General features: G+C 75.4%; 5 protein-coding genes. All 5 read right to left on the reverse strand.

Annotated elements, in window-relative coordinates; all coding sequences use genetic code 11:
* Window positions 1–7: 7 nt before the first annotated feature.
* The 5 genes from ACIQWA_RS27790 to ACIQWA_RS27810 all read right to left on the reverse strand — a co-directional run bounded on the left by ACIQWA_RS27790 (window position 8) and on the right by ACIQWA_RS27810 (window position 17,189).
* Window positions 8–7,195, reverse strand: a complete 7,188-nt coding sequence (locus ACIQWA_RS27790) for an amino acid adenylation domain-containing protein (protein ID WP_402487170.1) — start codon at window positions 7,193–7,195, stop codon at window positions 8–10.
* The gene (locus tag ACIQWA_RS27795) at window positions 7,192–15,084 is read right to left on the reverse strand and encodes an amino acid adenylation domain-containing protein (RefSeq protein WP_402487172.1); all 7,893 of its coding nucleotides are present in this window, start codon (window positions 15,082–15,084) and stop codon (window positions 7,192–7,194) included. The genes ACIQWA_RS27790 and ACIQWA_RS27795 overlap by 4 nt, the downstream gene beginning before the upstream one ends.
* Before the next feature lie 2 nt (window positions 15,085–15,086).
* Entirely contained in the window at window positions 15,087–16,091 is a 1,005-nt protein-coding gene (sbnA, locus tag ACIQWA_RS27800) for a 2,3-diaminopropionate biosynthesis protein SbnA (protein WP_402487174.1), read from the reverse strand.
* Window positions 16,092–16,339: 248 nt separating this feature from the next.
* On the reverse strand, window positions 16,340–16,630 hold the full coding sequence (locus ACIQWA_RS27805; protein ID WP_402487176.1) for a hypothetical protein: 291 nt from the start codon (window positions 16,628–16,630) through the stop codon (window positions 16,340–16,342).
* A 256-nt stretch (window positions 16,631–16,886) separates the two neighbouring features.
* On the reverse strand, window positions 16,887–17,189 hold the full coding sequence (locus tag ACIQWA_RS27810) for a hypothetical protein (RefSeq protein WP_360242485.1): 303 nt from the start codon (window positions 17,187–17,189) through the stop codon (window positions 16,887–16,889).
* Between the last annotated feature and the right edge of the window lie 55 nt (window positions 17,190–17,244).

Consider the following 17,244-nt stretch of genomic DNA (forward strand, 5'->3'; position numbering starts at 1 on the left):
CGGTTTTTCAGGATTCGTTGCGGAGGGCGGCGGAGAGGGTCTTTCCGATGGATCGGGCCGGCGCCGGTTCGAGCATCGAGTCGTGGTCGCTGTCGACCGGGTGCCGGAGGATCCGGCCGGTCACGTGCGCCTGCCAGGACTCCTCGTCCGGGTCACCCGGGGCGCGGCCCCGGGTGGCCGCGAACAGGAGGAGGTCCCCCTGGAAGCGGCCGGGGCGGTGGGCCTCGCCCAGTGCGCTGTGGGTGCGGATCACCCCGAGCAGTCGGACCAGCTCGGTCTCGTCCAGCTCCGCGAGCGCGTTGCCGGCCTCGGCCAGGCGTCGACGTGCGGTGCCGAGGTCGAGCGGGCCGTCGCCGGGGAGGCCGGCCCGTTCGAGCAGTTCGGCGAGGACGGCCCGGTCGTCCGGCAGATCCTCGGCCGGCGCGCCGGTCCCGGGGTAGCCGTCCAGGTCGGCGAGCAGTTCGACCTGCTCGCCGCGGGCCTGCAGCTGGACCGCGATCTCGTGGGCGACAAGCCCTCCGAACGACCAGCCGAGAATACGATAGGGCCCGGCCGGCTGGATTTCCAGCATTTCGCCGAGATATTTTTCGGCGATTTCCCGGACGGACTCCGGGGTCTTTTCCGGCGAGCGTAGCGCGCCGGTCTGGAAAGCGTACACGGGAATGTCCGTGTCAATTTCCGCGGCGAGCGTCAGGAAGGGCCAGCCGAGGCCGACCGCGCCGTGCACGCAGAACAGCGGGCGGCTGCCGCCGGTCGGCCGGACCGCCAGGACCGGCGCGAACGGGTCCTCGGGCGCACCGGTGCCGTCGACCGTGCCGTCGGCCCTGCCGGCCACCAGGGCCAGGCCGGCCACGGTGCGGTGGGCGAAGACGTCGGCGGGGGTGAGCGAGAGCCCGGCCGCGCGGGCGCGGCTGACCAGTTGGATCGATTTCAGGCTGTCGCCGCCCAGCTCGAAGAAGCCGTCCTCGGCCCCGACCCGGTCCAGGCCGAGCACCTCGGCGAAGACCCGGGCGAGGGCGCGTTCGACCGGCCCGTCGGGCGCGCGGCCGTCCGAGCGGGCCACCGCCCGGTCGTCGGCCGCGGGCGCGGGCAGCGCCTTGCGGTCCACCTTGCCGTTCGGGGTGAGCGGCAGGGCGTCCAGCTGGACGTAGGCGGCCGGGAGCATGTACTCCGGCAGTACGGCGGCCAAGTGGGCCCGCAGCGCGGCCGGTTCGGGCCGTTCCGGGCCGGCCGGGACGACATGGGCGACCAGTCGGCGGACGCCGGGCGAGTCCTCCCGGTCGGTCACCGAGGCCCGTTCGACCAGCGGATGGTCCGTCAGGATGGCCTCGATCTCGCCGAGTTCGATCCGGAAGCCGCGGATCTTCACCTGGTGGTCGACCCGGCCGAGGTAGTCGACCGTGCCGTCCGGCCGCCAGCGGGCGAGGTCCCCGGTGCGGTACATCCGGGAGCCGGGCGGCCCGTACGGGTCGGCGGTGAAGCGTTCGGCGGTCAGGCCGGGGCGGTCCAGGTAGCCGCGGGCGAGGCCGGTGCCGGCCAGGTACAGCTCGCCGACCACCCCCGGTGGCACCGGGCGCAGTGCGGCGTCCAGCAGTCGGATCCGGTTGCCGGCCAGGGCGCGGCCGATCGGCGGGGTGCCGGTGTGGTCGGGCGGCAGGTCGGCGACGAGCGACCAGATCGTGGTCTCGGTCGGGCCGTACAGGTTGCTGACCTTCGCCGCGGCGCCGGTCAGCGCGGCGGCCAGGGCCGGGTCGAGGGCCTCGCCGCCGGTGAGCACGTGGATCCCGGAGAGCGCTTCGGGCCGGGCGGTGACCAGGGCGTGCCACAGCGTCGGGGTCGCCTGCATGACGTCCGCCCCGGTGGCCAGGGCGAGGTCGGCGAGCAGGTCCGGGTCGCGGACGGTGTCGTGCGGGGCGACCACCAGCCGGGCGCCGCCGAGCAGTGGGCAGAACAGTTCCAGGTTGGCGATGTCGAACCCGAAGGTGGTGACCGCCAGCAGGGTCCGCCCGGGGGCCAGACCGATCCGTTCGGTGAAGTCCAGCAGGTGGTTGACCAGGGCGCCGCGCGGCACCACGACGCCCTTGGGGCGCCCGGTGGAGCCCGAGGTGTAGATGACGTAGGCGGCGTGCTCGGGCCGCACCGGGCCGGCCAGCTCGGCCGGGCGCAGGTGCTCCGGGGGCTGCTCGTCGACCCGGGCGCGGGTGGCCGGGTCGTCCAGCAGCAGGAGCCGGCCGGCCTCCAGGCCGGGGACGGCGGCGGCCACCGCGGCGGTGCTGACGGTCAGCACCGGCTGGGCGTCCTTGACCATCCCGGCGATCCGGTCGGGCGGGTAGGTCGGGTCGATCGGCAGGTAGGCGGCGCCGCTCTTGACCACCGCCAGCGCGGCGACCACCAGGTCGGCCGAGCGCGGCAGCGCGATCGCCACCAGCCGGTCCGGCTCCGCACCCTGGGCGACCAGCGTGCGGGCGAGCCGGTTGGCCCGCCGGTGCAGCTCGGCGAAGTCGAGCTGCAGGCCCGGGAATTCGAGCGCGATCGCGTCCGGGTGGGCGTCCGCGACGGCCTCCAGCAGGGCGGCCAGCGACTGCCCCTCGCCGAGGGCGGCGGCGCCGTCGCCGAGGGCCAGCAGCTCCTCCCGCTCGCCGGGCAGCAGCACCGGGGCGGCGCCGATCGGTTGGTCCGGCCGGTCGACCAGCTCACCCAGCAGGTGCACCAGCCGGTCGGCCAGCCGCTGGGCGCCGGCCGCGCCGAACAGGTCGGTGCTGTACTCCAGCCGGCCCGTCAGTCCGCCGGGGCCGTCCGGGCCGGTGAGCTCCGCGAGTTCGAAGCACAGGTCGAGCCGGGCCACCCCGAGCTCGGCCGCGCCCGCCTCGGCGGTGACGCCGGGCAGCTCCAGCCGGGCGGCGGCGTTGTTGTGCAGGGCCAGCAGGGTCTGGAACAGCGGGTTGCGCCCGTGGGCGCGCTCCGGGCCGAGGGCGTCGACCAGCTTCTCGAACGGCAGGTCCTGGTGGGCGTAGGCGGCCAGGTCGACGGCCTTCACCCGGTCCAGCAGTTCGCGGAAGGTCGGGTCGCCGGACAGGTCGGTGCGCAGCACCAGGGTGTTGACGAACATGCCGACCAGGTCGTCCAGGGCGTCGTCGGTGCGGCCCGCGATCGGGGTGCCGAGCGGGATGTCCTGGCCCGCGCCGAGCTTGCCGTACAGGGTGGCCAGCGCGGCCTGGAGCACCATGAACAGGCTGGCCCCGCTCTGCCGGGCCAGGGCGACCGCCCGCTGGTGCAGTTCGGCGGGGACGGTGAAGCGGACGGCGGCGCCGCGGTAGCCGGCGGTGGCCCGCCGGGGGGCCTCCACCGGGAGCTGGAGCTCCTCCGGCAGTCCGGCCAACTGCTCCTTCCAGTAGGCGGTCTGGCGGTTGAGCAGGGACTCCTCGTCGTCCTCGGCGCCGAGCAGTTCGCGCTGCCAGAGCGCGTAGTCGGCGTACTGCACCGGCAGCGGCGTCCAGGCGGGCGCGCGGCCGGCCAGCCGGGCGGCGTAGGCGGTGGAGAGGTCGCGGGCGAGCGGCCCGTTGGACCAGCCGTCCCCGGCGATGTGGTGGATCACCACGACCAGCAGGTGGTCCTCGGGGCCGGCCGCGAGCAGGGTGGCGCGGATCGGCGGCAGCTTCGCCAGGTCGAAGCCGACGGCGGCGAACTCCGCTGCGGCCCCGGCGAGTTCCGCCTCGGGCAGTTCGCGGACGGGCAGCTCGACGGCGGCCCGCTCGACCGGGAGGACCAGCTGGTACGGCAGGCCGTCGCGGTCCGGGAAGACGGTGCGCAGGCTCTCGTGCCGCCCGACCACGTCGGTCAGCGCGGCGGCCAGCGCGGCGCGGTCCAGCGGGCCGCGCAGCCGCAGCGTCCACGGCAGGTTGTAGGTGGCGGAGGGGCCCTCCAGCCGGTCCAGGAACCAGAGCCGCTGCTGGGCGTACGACAGCGGCAGCAGCCCCGGGCGGGCCCCGGCGGCCAGCGCGGGGCGGACGGCGTCCTGGGTGAGCCGGCCGGCCAGGGCGGCCACGGTGGGCGCCTCGAAGACGGTGCGCAGCGCCAGTTCGGCGCCGAGCAGCGTGCGTACCCGGCTGACCAGCCGGGTGGCGAGCAGCGAGTGGCCGCCGAGCTGGAAGAAGTCCTCGTCGATGCCGACCGCGGGCCGGTCGAGCACCTCGGCGAAGGCGGCGCAGAGCACCTCCTCCTGCGGGGTGCGCGGGCCGCGGCCGGTCGGGGCGGTGAGGTCGACCTCGGGCAGCGCCTTGCGGTCCACCTTGCCGTTGGGGGTCAGCGGCAGGGCGTCCAGCACCACCAGGGCGGAGGGCACCATGTACTCGGGCAGCAGCGCGGCGGCCGCGGCCCGGCAGCGGGCCGGGTCGACCGGGCCGGTCAGGTAGCCGACCAGCCGGGCGTCGCCGGCCCCGCCGCGGCGGACCACCACCACGGCGTCGCCGACCTGCTCGATAGAGCGCAGCGCGGCCTCGACCTCGCCGGGCTCGATCCGGTGGCCGCGGATCTTGACCTGGTGGTCGACCCGCTCCAGGAACTCCAGCTGCCCGTCCGGCCGCCGGATCACCCGGTCGCCGGTGCGGTACATCCGGGCGCCCGGCAGCGGGCTGAACGGGTCGGCGACGAACACCGCGGCGGTGCGGCCGGGCTGGTCGAGGTAGCCGCGGCCGACGCCGCGCCCGCCCACGTACAGCTCTCCGGGGACGCCGTCCGGGACGGGGCGCAGCGCGTCGTCCAGGACGTACAGTCCGGTGCCGCGCACGGCCCGGCCGATCGGGGCGCGCACCGAGTCCAGCTCGGCCGGGGAGCCGATCACCGCGTGGGTGACGTCGTCCGAGCACTCGGTCGGCCCGTACGCGTTGACCAGCGGGATCGCCGGGTAGCGGGCGAACCAGCGGTGCGCCAGGTCGGCGGGCAGCGCCTCGCCGGTGACGACCAGCTTGCGCAGCCCGTCCAGGAGGGGCGGCTCGGCGCCGTCGTCCCAGCTGTCCAGGGCGGTGCGCAGCAGCGAGGGGACGACCTCCAGCACGGTGACGCCCTCGGGGGCGACCAGGCCGAACAGGGCCTGCGGGTCGGCGGCGAGCTCGCGGCCGGTGACCCGCAGCCGCCCGCCGACGACCAGCGCGGCGAGCATCTGCCAGACCGAGATGTCGAAGGTGACCGGGGCGTTGTGGACCAGCACGGTGCGCCCGTCCAGTTCCAGGTCGGCGACCTTGGCGAGCAGGTGGTTGACCATGCCCGCCCGGTGCACCATGGCGCCCTTGGGGCGGCCGGTGGAGCCCGAGGTGAAGATGACGTACGCCAGGTCGTCGCCGGTGCCGCGCGGGGCGGGCGGCCGCTTGGCGGTGCCCGTTCCGAGTTCCAGCACCGGGACGTCCAGGCCGGCCCCGGCCAGCAGTTCGGCGGCCAGGGCGCGCTCGCCGGGTCCGACCAGCAGGGCGCTGATCCGGGCCTCGGCGGCCAGTACGGCGGCGCGTGCGACCGGCGCGGTGACGTCCAGCGGCAGCCAGGCCGCGCCCGCGCCGAGCACGCCGAGGACGGCGGTGACGAAGCCGCAGCCGGGCGGGGCCAGCACCCCGACCGGGCCGGTCCCGGCGCCCGCCCGGGTCAGGGCCCGGGACACGGCGCCGGCCCGGGCGGCCAGTTCGCGGTAGCCGAGCCGTTCGGTGCCGTCGGAGACGGCGACGGCGTCCGGGGTGGTCCGGGCGAACTCCTGGACCCGCGCCACCACGTCCGTCCACGGGTCGGTCTCGGCCGGCTCCGGGGCGGGGACGGCCAGCCGGGCGCGCTCGCCGGGCAGCAGCAGGTCCAGCTGCCCGAGCGGGCGGTCCGGCTCGGCCTGGGCGGTGCGCAGAACGTGCAGCAGCCGCTCGGCGACGACGGCGGCCTCGGCCGGGGTGAACCGGGCGGTGTCGTAGCCGATCTGGAGGCGCAGCCGCTCGCCGGGCAGCGCCATCAGGCTGAGCGGGTAGTGGTTGGCGTCGCCGGCCCTGAGGCCGGTCAGCCGTAGTCCGGCGACCTCGCCGGCCAGCGCCTGCGGGTCGAGCGGGTAGTTCTCGAAGACCAGCACGGTGTCGAAGAGGTCGCCGACCCCGGCGTTGCGCTGGATGGTGTCGAGGCCGAGGTGCTGGTGCGGGAGCAGCAGGGACTGGCGGTCCTGGAGCGCGGACAGCAGCTCGGTGAAGCTCTGCGCGGGGTCCAGGTCGACCCGGACCGGCAGGGTGTTGATGAACAGGCCGACCATGCCCTCGACGCCGGGCAGCTCCGGCGGGCGGCCGGAGACGGTGCCGCCGAAGACGATGTCGCGCAGCCCGGTGAGCGTGCCCAGCACGGTCGCCCAGGCGCCCTGCACCACGGTGTTGACGGTCAGCCCGCGGGTGCGGGCCCAGCCGGTGAGCGCGGCGAACTCCCGCGCGTCCAGCTCGACGGCGTGCTCGCCGGGCATGCCGCGCCGGCCGGGTTCGGCGGGCATGTCGCGCCGGCCGGGTTCGGCGGCGGCCGTGCCGGACAGCCGGGTGGGCTCGGTGAAGCCGTCCAGCGCGGCCGTCCAGGCCGCCTCGGCCGCCGCCCGGTCCTGCCGGGCCAGGTGGGCCAGGTAGGACTTGTACGGGGCGGGGCGGGGCAGCGAGGCGCCGCCGTCGGCGTAGCAGGCGAACAGTTCGCGCACCACGACGGGCATGGACCAGCCGTCGAACAGGATCTGGTGGGAGGTCAGCACCAGCCGGTGCTCCCGGTCGCCCAGCCGCAGCAGGCTGAACCGCAGCAGCGGCGGGCGGGCCAGGTCGAAGGGGCGCAGCCGGTCGGCTTCGGCCAGCTCGTCGGCCTCCTCGGCCGAGGAGGGGACGTCCCGCAGGTCGACCTCGCGCCAGTCCAGCGCGACCTCGCGCGGCACGATCTGCACCGGGTCGCCGTTCTTGCGGTAGCGGAACGCGGCCCGCAGGTTGGGGTGCCGCTCCAGCAGGGCGGTGACCGCCCCGCGGAGCCGGGCCGGGTCCAGGCCGCCGGCCAGGTCCAGCACCAACTGCACGGTGTAGACGTCAAGTTCCTCGCGGTGGTACTGCGCGTGGAACATCAGTCCTTCCTGCAGCGGTGCCACCGGCAGGATGTCGCTCAGATTGGAGCTCCGTCCGGGGCGTCGCCCGGTGCGGGGCTCGGCCGAGGCCGTGGTCACAGCTCGTCCCCCCAGTCGTTCATCTCGTCCTCGAATTCGTCGATCTCGTCCTGGCTGAGTGCCACCAGGTCGAGGTCGGACGGTGTCCAGCCGCCGGCGCCGGGCTCCCGGGTGTGCTTCACCAGGGCCCGCAGGGCGGTGAACCAGCCGTCGGCCACGGCCTCGGCGTCGGCCTGCGCCAGGGCCTGGCCGGCCCAGGTCCAGCGGGCGCTCAGTCGCGGTCCGTCCGGGCCGTCCTCGGTCACCGCGTTGACGTCCAGGACGTGCGGCAGCGGCATCCCCGGGTCGGATCCGGCGGCCAGCGCGGCGGACTGCTCGGTCAGCGACCAGTCCTCGCCGGTGGGCGCGGGCAGCCGGCCCAGGTAGTTGAAGCCGAGCTGCGGCCGGGCGGCGCCGGACAGTGCACCGGTGCCGTGCCCGTCCGGGCCGGGCTTGTCCAGGTACCGCAGCAGGCCCCAGCCGAGCCCGTGTCCGGGCACCATCCGCAGGTGCTCCTTGACCAGCTTGAGGCTGTGCCCGGCGGCCGGGCCGCCGGCCAGCGCCTCCGCCAGGTCCACCGGGCCCGGGTCGAGCCGCAGCGGGTAGGCGGTGGTGAACCAGCCGACCGTGCGGGACAGGTCCACGCCGGGGGCGAACTCCTCGCGCCCGTGGCCCTCCAGCTCCACCGGGACGGCGCCCTCGGGCCGCCCGGTGCGCCGCCGCCAGTCGGCGACGGCCAGCGCCAGGGCGGTCAGCAGCACGTCGTTCACCTCGGCGTGGAACGCCCCGGTGACCTCGGTGAGCAGCGCCGCCGTGGTGTCGGTGTCCAGGACGCGGTGCAGCGTCCGGGCGGTGGCCGCGGTGTCCACCGCCGGGTCGGCGGCCCGGTGGCCGAGCGGGGCCTGCCCGCCGGCCGACTCGGCGCGCCACCAGTCGAGTTGGGCGCGCACCTCGGGCGTGCCCGCGGTCCGCTCCAGCAGCCCGGACCAGTGCCGCAGCGAGGTGCCGACCGGCTGCAGCCGGACCGGCTCGCCGGCCCGTACGGCCGCGTGGGCGCGGGCCAGGTCGGGCAGCAGCACCCGCCAGGACACCCCGTCGACCACCAGGTGGTGCAGGGTGAGCAGCAGCTCGCGGCCGGCCGGGTGCCAGAGTGCCCGGACCATCCCGCCCTGGTACGGCGCCAGCCGCTCGCGGTTGGCGACCGCCTCGGCGGGCCAGTCGGCCGCCGGGCCGTCCAGGACGGAGAGCAGCGCGCCCGCGTCGACCGTGCCGGGCTCGCCGATCAGCAGCGACCAGTCCGGCAGCAGCCGCAGCCGCAGCCCGTCGTGGTGGTCCAGCAGGGCCTGGAGGGCCGCGGTGAGCGACTCCCGGGTGGCGTCGGCCGGGGTGCGGACCAGCACGGCCTGGTGGAAGCCGTCCACCGGCCCGCCGAGTTCGCGCAGCCAGTGCCCGATCGGCAGCTGGCCCAGCGGGCCGACGCCGTCCTCGGTGCCGACCGTGGCGACCGCCTCCGGCCCCTCGGCGTCGCGGGCCACCACGGCCAGCGCCGCCGGGGTCCGGTGGGTGAAGACGTCCTGCGCGGTGACCACCAGCCCGGCCGCGCGGGCCCGGCTGACCAGCTGGATGGAGACGATGCTGTCGCCGCCCAGGTCGAAGAACCCGTCGTCGGCGCCGACCCCGGGCAGTCCGAGCACCTCGGCGAAGACCGCGCAGAACGCGGCCTCCCGGGCGTCGGCCGGGGCCCGGCCGGTGGAGGCGGCGGCGTAGTCGGGCGCGGGCAGCGCCCGGCGGTCCAGCTTGCCGTTGCCGGTCAGCGGCAGGGTCTCCAGCGGGACGAACGCGGAGGGCACCAGGTAGTCGGGCAGCTCCGCGGCGAGTGCGGCGCGCAGCTCGCCGACCGGCAGGCCGGCCGGGGTCACGTAGGCGACCAGCCGCTTGTCGCCGGGGCGGTCCTCGCGGACGATCGCGGCGGCCTGCTCGACGCCCGGCTGCGCGAGCAGCGCGGTCTCGATCTCGCCGAGCTCGATCCGGAAGCCGCGCAGCTTGACCTGCTCGTCGACCCGGCCGACGTAGTCCAGCTGGCCGTCGGCCGTCCAGCGCACCAGGTCCCCGGTGCGGTACATCCGGTCGTCCGGGCCGCCGTTCGAGCCGCCGTTCGAGCCGCCGTACGAGTCGCCGTACGAGTCGGCGTACGGGTCGGCGGTGAAGCGCTGGGCGGTGAGCTCCGGCCGGTGCAGGTAGCCCAGGGCCACCCCGGCGCCGGCCACGTACAGCTCGCCGATCACGCCCGGCGGGACCGGCCGCAGGGCCTCGTCCAGCACGTACACCCGGGCGCCGGCCAGCGGTCGGCCGATCGGCGGCTTGACCGCTCCGGCCAGTGGCTCGCTGACCGTGGCGCAGACCGTGGTCTCGGTCGGGCCGTACGCGTTGAGCATCCGCCGGCCCGCGGACCAGCGCTCGACCAGCTCGGGCGGGCAGGCCTCGCCGGCCGTGATCAGGGTCAGACCCTCGGGCATCGGCAACCGGGCGGGCCAGGCGGCGAGCACCGTCGGCGGCAGGCAGACCACCTCGATGCCGGCCGTCGCGACCAGCTCGGCGAGCGGCTCGCCGGGCGCCCGGTCGGCCTCCGCGGCCAGCACCAGGACGGCGCCGCTCAGCAGCGCGGTGAGCAGCTCCCAGGCGGCGGCGTCGAAGCTGAACGAGGCGAACTGGAGCAGCCGGGTGCCCTCGCCGACGCCGAAGCGGTCGTGCTCGGCGGCCAGCGCGGCCACCGCCCGGTGCGGCACCAGCACGCCCTTGGGGCGGCCGGTGGAGCCGGAGGTGTAGATCACGTACGCCGGGTGGTCCGGCCCCAGCGGGGCGGTCCGTTCGGCGTCCGTCGGGTCGTGCGCGGGGGCGGCGGCGATCGCGGCGGCGGTCGCCGGGTCGTCCAGCAGCAGCACCGGTGCGTCCTGCTGCTCCGGCAGCCGCCCGGCCACCGAGCCGTGGCCGAGCACGGCCAGCGGGGCGGAGTCGGTCAGCAGGTAGGCGATCCGCTCGCGCGGGTACGCCGGGTCGACCGGCAGGTAGGCCGCGCCCGTCTTGAGGACCGCGAGCACCGCGACGACCGCGTCGACCGTGCGCGGCAGCGCCAGGGCGACGATCCGTCCGGGGCCCGCGCCCAGGGCGATCAGGTGGTGGGCGAGCCGGTTGGCGCGCTCGTTGAGCTCGCCGTAGCCGACCTCGGCGCGCACGGCGCCGTCCTCGAACCAGCGCAGTGCGGGCCGCTCGGGTGCGCGGTGCGCCCGCTCCTGGAACAGCGCCGGCAGCTGGACCGCGCCGACGGTGGTCGGGGTGGCGGCCCCGCTCCAGGAGCCGAGCAGCCGCTCGCGCTCCTCGGGCAGCAGGGCGTCCAGGCCGCTGAGCGGCCGGTCGGGCTCGCCGGCCAACAGGCCGAGCAGGTGGGTCAGGCGGTCCGCCAGGCCCTGGGCCGTCCGCTCGGTGAACAGGTCGGTGCTGTACTCCAGGGTGCCGGTGAGGCCGTCCGGCTCGCCGGTACCGCCGTACCGCTCGACCAGTTCGAAGGCCAGGTCGAACTTGGCCGTTCCGTTGCCGACCGGGCTGACCTCGGCGGTGATCCCGGGCAGCTCGGGGCGGGCCCCGGCGTTGTTCTGGAAGGCGAGCATCACCTGGAACAGCGGCTGGCGGGCCAGCGAGCGCCCGGCGCCGAGCCGGTCGACCAGCTTCTCGAAGGGCACGTCCTGGTGGGCCAGGGCGGCCAGCACGGTCTCCCGGGCCCGGCCGACCAGTTCGCGGAAGGTCGGGTCGCCGGACAGGTCGGTGCGCAGCACCAGGGTGTTGACGAAGAAGCCGACCAGGTCGTCCAGGGCGCCGTCGGTGCGTCCGGCGACCGGGGTGCCGAGCGGGATGTCGGTGCCGGCGCCGAGCTTGCCGAGCAGCACGGCCAGCGCCGCCTGCACCACCATGAACGGGCTGGCGCCGGTGGACCGGGCCAGCTCGGCCAGGGCGCGGTGCGCCCCGGCGTCCAGCCGCAGCGGCACGGTGGCGCCCCGGTAGCTGGGGACGGCCGGGCGCGGGAAGTCCACCGGCAGTGCCAGTTCCTCCGGAAGCCCATCCAACTGGGCTGCCCAGTAGTCGAGCTGACGGTTCATCAGGCTGGTCGGGTCGTCCGGCTCGCCGAGCAGGCGGCGCTGCCAGAGGGTGTAGTCGGCGTACTGGACGGGCAGTTCGGCCCAGGCCGGGGCCCGCCCGGCCAGCCGGGCGCGGTAGGCGGTCTGCAGGCCGTCGACCAGCGGGCGCACCGACCAGCCGTCGGCCGCGATGTGGTGCTGCACCAGCAGCAGCACGTGCTCCTCGACACCGGTCTCGAACAGCACCGCGCGCAGCGGCGGTTCGACGGCCAGGTCGAAGGGGGCACCGGCCCGGGCGGCCAGTTCGGCGTCCAGCTCCTCGGCCGGGCGGCCGGTGAACGGCACCACGGGCAGCTCGGGGCAGGCCTCGCCGACCGGCAGCACCAGCTGGTGCGGGCGCCCGTCCTCGGCGGGGAAGACGGTGCGCAGGCTCTCGTGCCGGGCGACCACGTCGGCCAGGGCCTCGGCGAGCGCCGCCCGCTCCAGCGGGCCGGTCAGCCGGACCGCGTGGGACAGGTGGTAGGTGGCCCCGGCCGCGTCCAACTGGCTGAGGAACCAGAGCCGTTGCTGCCCGGGGGAGAGCGGGATGCGCTCCGGCCGCGGGCCGGCGGTGAGCTCCTCCCGGGCCGGCGCGGCGCCGTCCAGGGCGAGGGCCAGCGCGGCCGGGGTGGGCGCCTCGAACAGGGTGCGGATCGGCAGTTCGACGCCGAGCCGGGCACGCAGCCCGGTGACCACCCGGCCGGCCAGCAGCGAGTGCCCGCCGAGCGCGAAGAAGTCGTCGTCGGCGCCGACCCCGTCCAGCTCCAGCACCTCGGCGAACAGCGCGCACAGCAGCGCCTCGCGCTCGGTGGCCGGGGCCCGCCGCTCGCCGCGCAGCGCGCCGAAGTCCGGGACGGGCAGGGCCTTGCGGTCGACCTTGCCGTTGGGGGTCAGGGGCAGCGCCGCCAGCGGCACCAGCACGGCCGGGACCATGTAGTCGGGCAGCACCCGGGCGAGTTCGGTGCGGACGGCGGCCGGGTCGGCGCCGCCGGTCAGGTGGGCGACCAGCCGGGCGCCGCCGGAGGGGTCGCGGGCGACGGTGACCACCGCGTCGGCGACGCCGGGGACGGCGCGCAGCGCGGCCTCGACCTCGCCGGGCTCGATCCGGTGGCCGCGGATCTTGACCTGGTGGTCGACCCGCTCCAGGAACTCCAGTTGGCCGTCGCCGCGGTGCACCACCCGGTCGCCGGTGCGGTACATCCGGGAGCCGGGCGCGGCCGCGTACGGGTCGGCGACGAAGGCGCCGGCGGTGCGCCGCGGGTCGTTCAGGTAGCCGCGGCCGACGCCGCGCCCGCCCACGTACAGTTCGCCGGGCTGGCCGGCCGGGACGGGCTGGAGCGAGTCGCCGAGGACGTAGAGCCGGGTGTCGCGGACCGGGCGGCCGATCGGGGCGCGCACCGAGTCCAGCTCCGCGGGGGAGCCGATCAGGGCGTGGGTGACGTCGTCCGAGCACTCGGTCGGCCCGAAGGCGTTGACCAGCGGGATGCCGGGGCGCAGCGCGAACCAGCGGCGGGCCAGGTCGGCGGGCAGCGCCTCGCCGGTGACCACCAGCCGGCGCAGCGCGGACAGCGCGGGCAGCGGGGCGCCGGCCTCCCAGGAGTCCAGGGCGGCGCGCAGCAGCGAGGGGACGACCTCCAGCACGGTGACGCCCTCGGCGTCGGCGAGCGCGAACAGGGCGCCCGGGTCGGCGGCGAGCTCGCGGGAGACCACCCGCAGCCGGCCGCCCGCGACCAGCGGGCTGAGCATCTGCCAGACCGAGATGTCGAAGGTGACCGGGGCGTTGTGCACCACGGTGTCGGCCTCGGACAGATCCAGGTCGGCGTGCTTGGCGAGCAGGTGGTTGACCATGCCGTCGCGGTGCACCATGGCGCCCTTGGGGCGGCCGGTGGAGCCCGAGGTGTAGATGACGTAGGCGAGTTCGGCGGGGCCGCCGGCGGGCGCCAGCAGCTCCTGGTCGCGGGCGTCGTCGAGGGCGAGCACGGCGGGGCGCTGCGGCAGGGCGCCGAGCAGGGTGTCGGCGTACGGCCGTTGGTCCTCGCCGTGCAGCAGGACGGCGGCGCCCGCGGCCTCGACCAGCGCCGCGCCGCGGGCGGCCGGGGCCTGGACGTCCAGCGGCAGCCAGGCGGCTCCGGCGCCGAGCACGCCGAGGACGGCGGTGACGAAGCCGGTGCCGGGGGCGGCGGCGATCGCCACCAGCCGGTCCGGCCCGGCGCCGGCGGCGAGCAGCCGGCGGGAGAGCGCGCTGGCCCGGGCGACCAGCTCGGCGTAGTCGAGCCGGCCGGCGTCGTCCTGGACGGCGACGGCGCCGGGACGGGCCTGGGCGAGCGCGCGGATCCGGGGCACCACGTCGGTGAAGGCCTCGGGCTGCTGCCCGTAGCTGTTCCACTCGACCAGGACGCGCTCGCGCTCGGCGGCGGGCAGCGCGGTGATCCGGCCGACCGGTAGCTCGGTGGAGACGGTCGAGAACTCCTCCAGGTAGCCGAGCAGGGCGTCCCGGAAGAGGTCGAGCCGCTCCTGCGGGTAGCGGTCGGCGTCGCCGTCGACGCGCAGCTCGCAGCCGTCCTCGCCGCTGTCCAGGAAGAGGATCTGGAGGTCCGGGACGGGGCCGGTGGACAGGTTGCGGACCAGGGCGCGGCAGTCGCCGAGGGCGAACTCGCCGCCGGTCTGCAGCACGTTGACGGTGGGGCCGAAGGTGCGGCCGGCGTCGCCGGTGAGCCCGAGCTCGCGGCGGATCGCGTCGTGCCGGTGGCGCTGGTGGCGCAGCGTGCCGCGCAGAGCCGCGGCGACCTGGGTGAGCAGGCCGTCGCGGCCGAGCGCGGGGTGGGCGGTGAGCGGCAGCGGCAGGAAGTTGGCGCGCATGCCGGGGACGGACTGGGCGAGCGGGGTGGTGCGGGCTGCGACCGGGAGGGTGAGCACGACCCGGTCGGTGCCGCAGAGTTGGGCGAGGCAGCCGGCGGTGGCGCCGATCAGCAGGGTCTGCCAGGTGACCCGCTCGGCCCAGGCGGCGTCCTGCAGCCTGGTGACGGTGGCGGCGGGGATCAGGCCGGTGCTGCGCAGGGTGTGGCGGGCGGGCGGGCCGAGGTGGCCGGAGAGCACGGTGGGTTCGATGCCGTCGGCCAGCCGCTCGGCCCAGTAGGCGCGGTCGCGCTGGTGGGCGGGGGAGGCGAGGTAGTCGCGCTCCTCGGCGAGCAGTTCGGCGAGGGTCGGGTCGGCGGCGGGCTCGGCGTCGGGCAGGTCGTACTCGGCGGCGAGCCGGCGGTAGACCAGGGCGCGGCTGAACCCGTCGACCAGGATGTGGTTGGCCCGGACGTACAGCCAGGCCAGTTCGGGGCCGATCAGGACGAGGGTGGCGGCGAAGGCGTCGGGGCCGAGGGTGGACGGACGGCGTCCCTCGGACTCCAGAAACGTTTCGGCTGCGGCGAGCGGGTCGGGCTCGCCGGTCAGGTTGAGCACCGGGAGGGGACGCTCGCGGGGCGGTTCGACGATCTGCACCGGCAGGCCGTCGCGCTCGGCGAAGCGCACCCGCAGGCACTCGGTGCGGTTCTGCACGCGCTGCCAGGCGGCCCGCAGCCGCTCGTGGTCCAGCGGACCGGTCAGCTCCAGGACGTCCGCCATGGTGAACACCGGGTTGCCCGGGTCCAGCTGCTGGGCGAACCACATCTCGCGCTGGGCGTCGGACAGCGGCAGTTCTCCGGGCCGCCCCGGTTCAGGAAATTCAGAAAACAGCGCTGCATGACGCATCGTCATCTTACCCCCGTGGCAATGGCGTTGGGCGGCGTACGGCGGTCTACGGCATCGAGCGCGTCGACGCCGTAGATGTCGCGCACCCAGGCGCTCTGGTAAATGGTGTCGAGGTAGCGGTCGCCCAGGTCCGGCGAGACGGCGACGGCGACCACGTCCTGGCCGAGCCGGTGCTCCGCCAGCCAGGCCGTGGCCCCGCTGACCACCGTCCCGGTGGAGCCGCCGAACAGGAAGCCGCCGCGGGCCAGTCGGTGACAGGTGCGGACGGTATCCAGTTCGGGCACGTGCACCACGTCGTCGACGAAGCTCTCGTCCAGCAGGGCCGGCCGGACGCCGGCACCCAGGCCGGGGAGCATCCGCGGGCCGGGCTCGCCGCCGAAGGTGACCGAGCCGACGCTGTCCACCGCGACGATCCGGGTGTCCGGCCGGTGCTCCTTGAAGTAGCGGGCGCAGCCCATCAGCGTGCCGGTGGTCCCGGCGCCGACGAACAGCAGGTCGAGGTCCGGGAACTGGCGGTGGATCGACGGCGCGGTGGTGCGGTAGTGGGCGCGCCAGTTGTCCGGGTTGGCGTGCTGGTTGAGCCAGACGTAGCGCGGCGAGGAGGCGCACAGCTCGCGGACGAAGTCCAGCCGGGCACCGAGGAAGCCGGTCTCCGGCGACGGCTCGGTGATCATGTGGACTTTGCCGCCGAGTGTTTCGATCAGCTGTCGGGTGGACAAGTTCGTACGTGGGTCGACGACGCAGATGAACTGATAGCCCCGGACGGAGGCGATCATGCTCAGCGCCATCCCCAGGTTCCCCGAGGAGGACTCGACCAGGACGGAGTCCCGGTTCAGCCGGCCGTCCCGCTCGGCCGCGTCGACCATGCTGAGGGCCGCCTTGAGCTTGACGGAGCCGGCGAAGTTGAAGCCCTCGCACTTGAGGTACAGCGGGTAGTCGAACATCGCCCGGAGGTCGACGAAGAGTTCGTCCTCGTTGAACTCCTGCGGCGTTCTGATGATGGGCATCGCCCGTTCCCCTTCGGTGTCAGGAGAGTGACGGGACGTCAGTCCCAGATGATGTCGTCGCCGTGCACGGAGCCGGCGCCCGGGCCGGCCGGACCGACGGTGGTGCGGGCGGTGGTGACGGTGCTGCTGCTCATGGTGAACCCCCGGTGGCAAATGGAGCCGCGGGCCGTGGAATCGGCGGCGGCGGAACGACTTCGGGCGGATGAGTGCCCTGCTGGGTCCGGTCCCCGTGCCGGGCCGCTGGGAGGTCAGTCCCAGATGATGTCGTCGCCGTGCACGGAGCCGGTGCCCTTGGCGACCGGGCCGTCCCAGATGATGTCGTCGCCGTGCACGGAAGCGGTCGTCACGCGGACCGGGAGGGCCTTGGTGACCGGGCCGTCCCAGATGATGTCGTCGCCGTGGACGGAGGTGGTGCGCGCCTCGGCCGGGGCGGCCACGGCGGTGGCGGCGCCGGCGACCGGCGCGGTGAGGGCGGCGCCGGCGACCAGCAGGCCGAGGACGGCGGCGGTGCGGGCGGCGACAATGGTGATGCTGCTCATGGTGAACCCCCGGTGGCAATAGGGCCGCGGGCCGTGAAATCGGCGGCGGCCGAGAAACAGACGAAACGGATGAGTGCTGTGCCTGGTTCAATTCCCGCGGTGAATGACCGCGCGGGACCGGCTCTCGAATCCTGCGGAAGGGGGTTCCGGCCCCCTTCGGCGTGACCAAGTCTGTCTCGCACACACGTTCCGTGCCACAGTTCTCCATGTCAGGGTCCTGCCCTGGCAGCACCCTGCACAGCGCCCGCCCCGGAGCTCACTCCTCCAACAACGGCAGCCGGTCGTCGCTGAATTCGGCCGCCAGCCGCCATCCGCGCAGTTCAGGCGCGTCACGCAGGCAACGGCGGGTGATCCGTTGCGCTGCGGAATCCGGCTCTCCGGATTTCGCGGGGCCGAGAAAGAAGACCAGATCGGCACCGAGCGGGTCGATCTCGACGTAAACGTGCTCCAGTCCGTCGGCCGGCTCGGCGGCGTTCCGGAGTAGTTCGACGAGTTTGTCGGGCGTGACCTGTTCCGGTTCGACGATACCCCGAACCAGACGTCCGACAGTGATATACATGTCAAATCCTCTCGTGGGTGGACCCGCTCGAAGTCCGCAGGAAAGGGCCTGGGCC

The sequence above is a fragment of the Kitasatospora sp. NPDC098652 genome (genome assembly GCF_044760155.1).
Taxonomy (GTDB): Bacteria; Actinomycetota; Actinomycetes; order Streptomycetales; family Streptomycetaceae; genus Kitasatospora.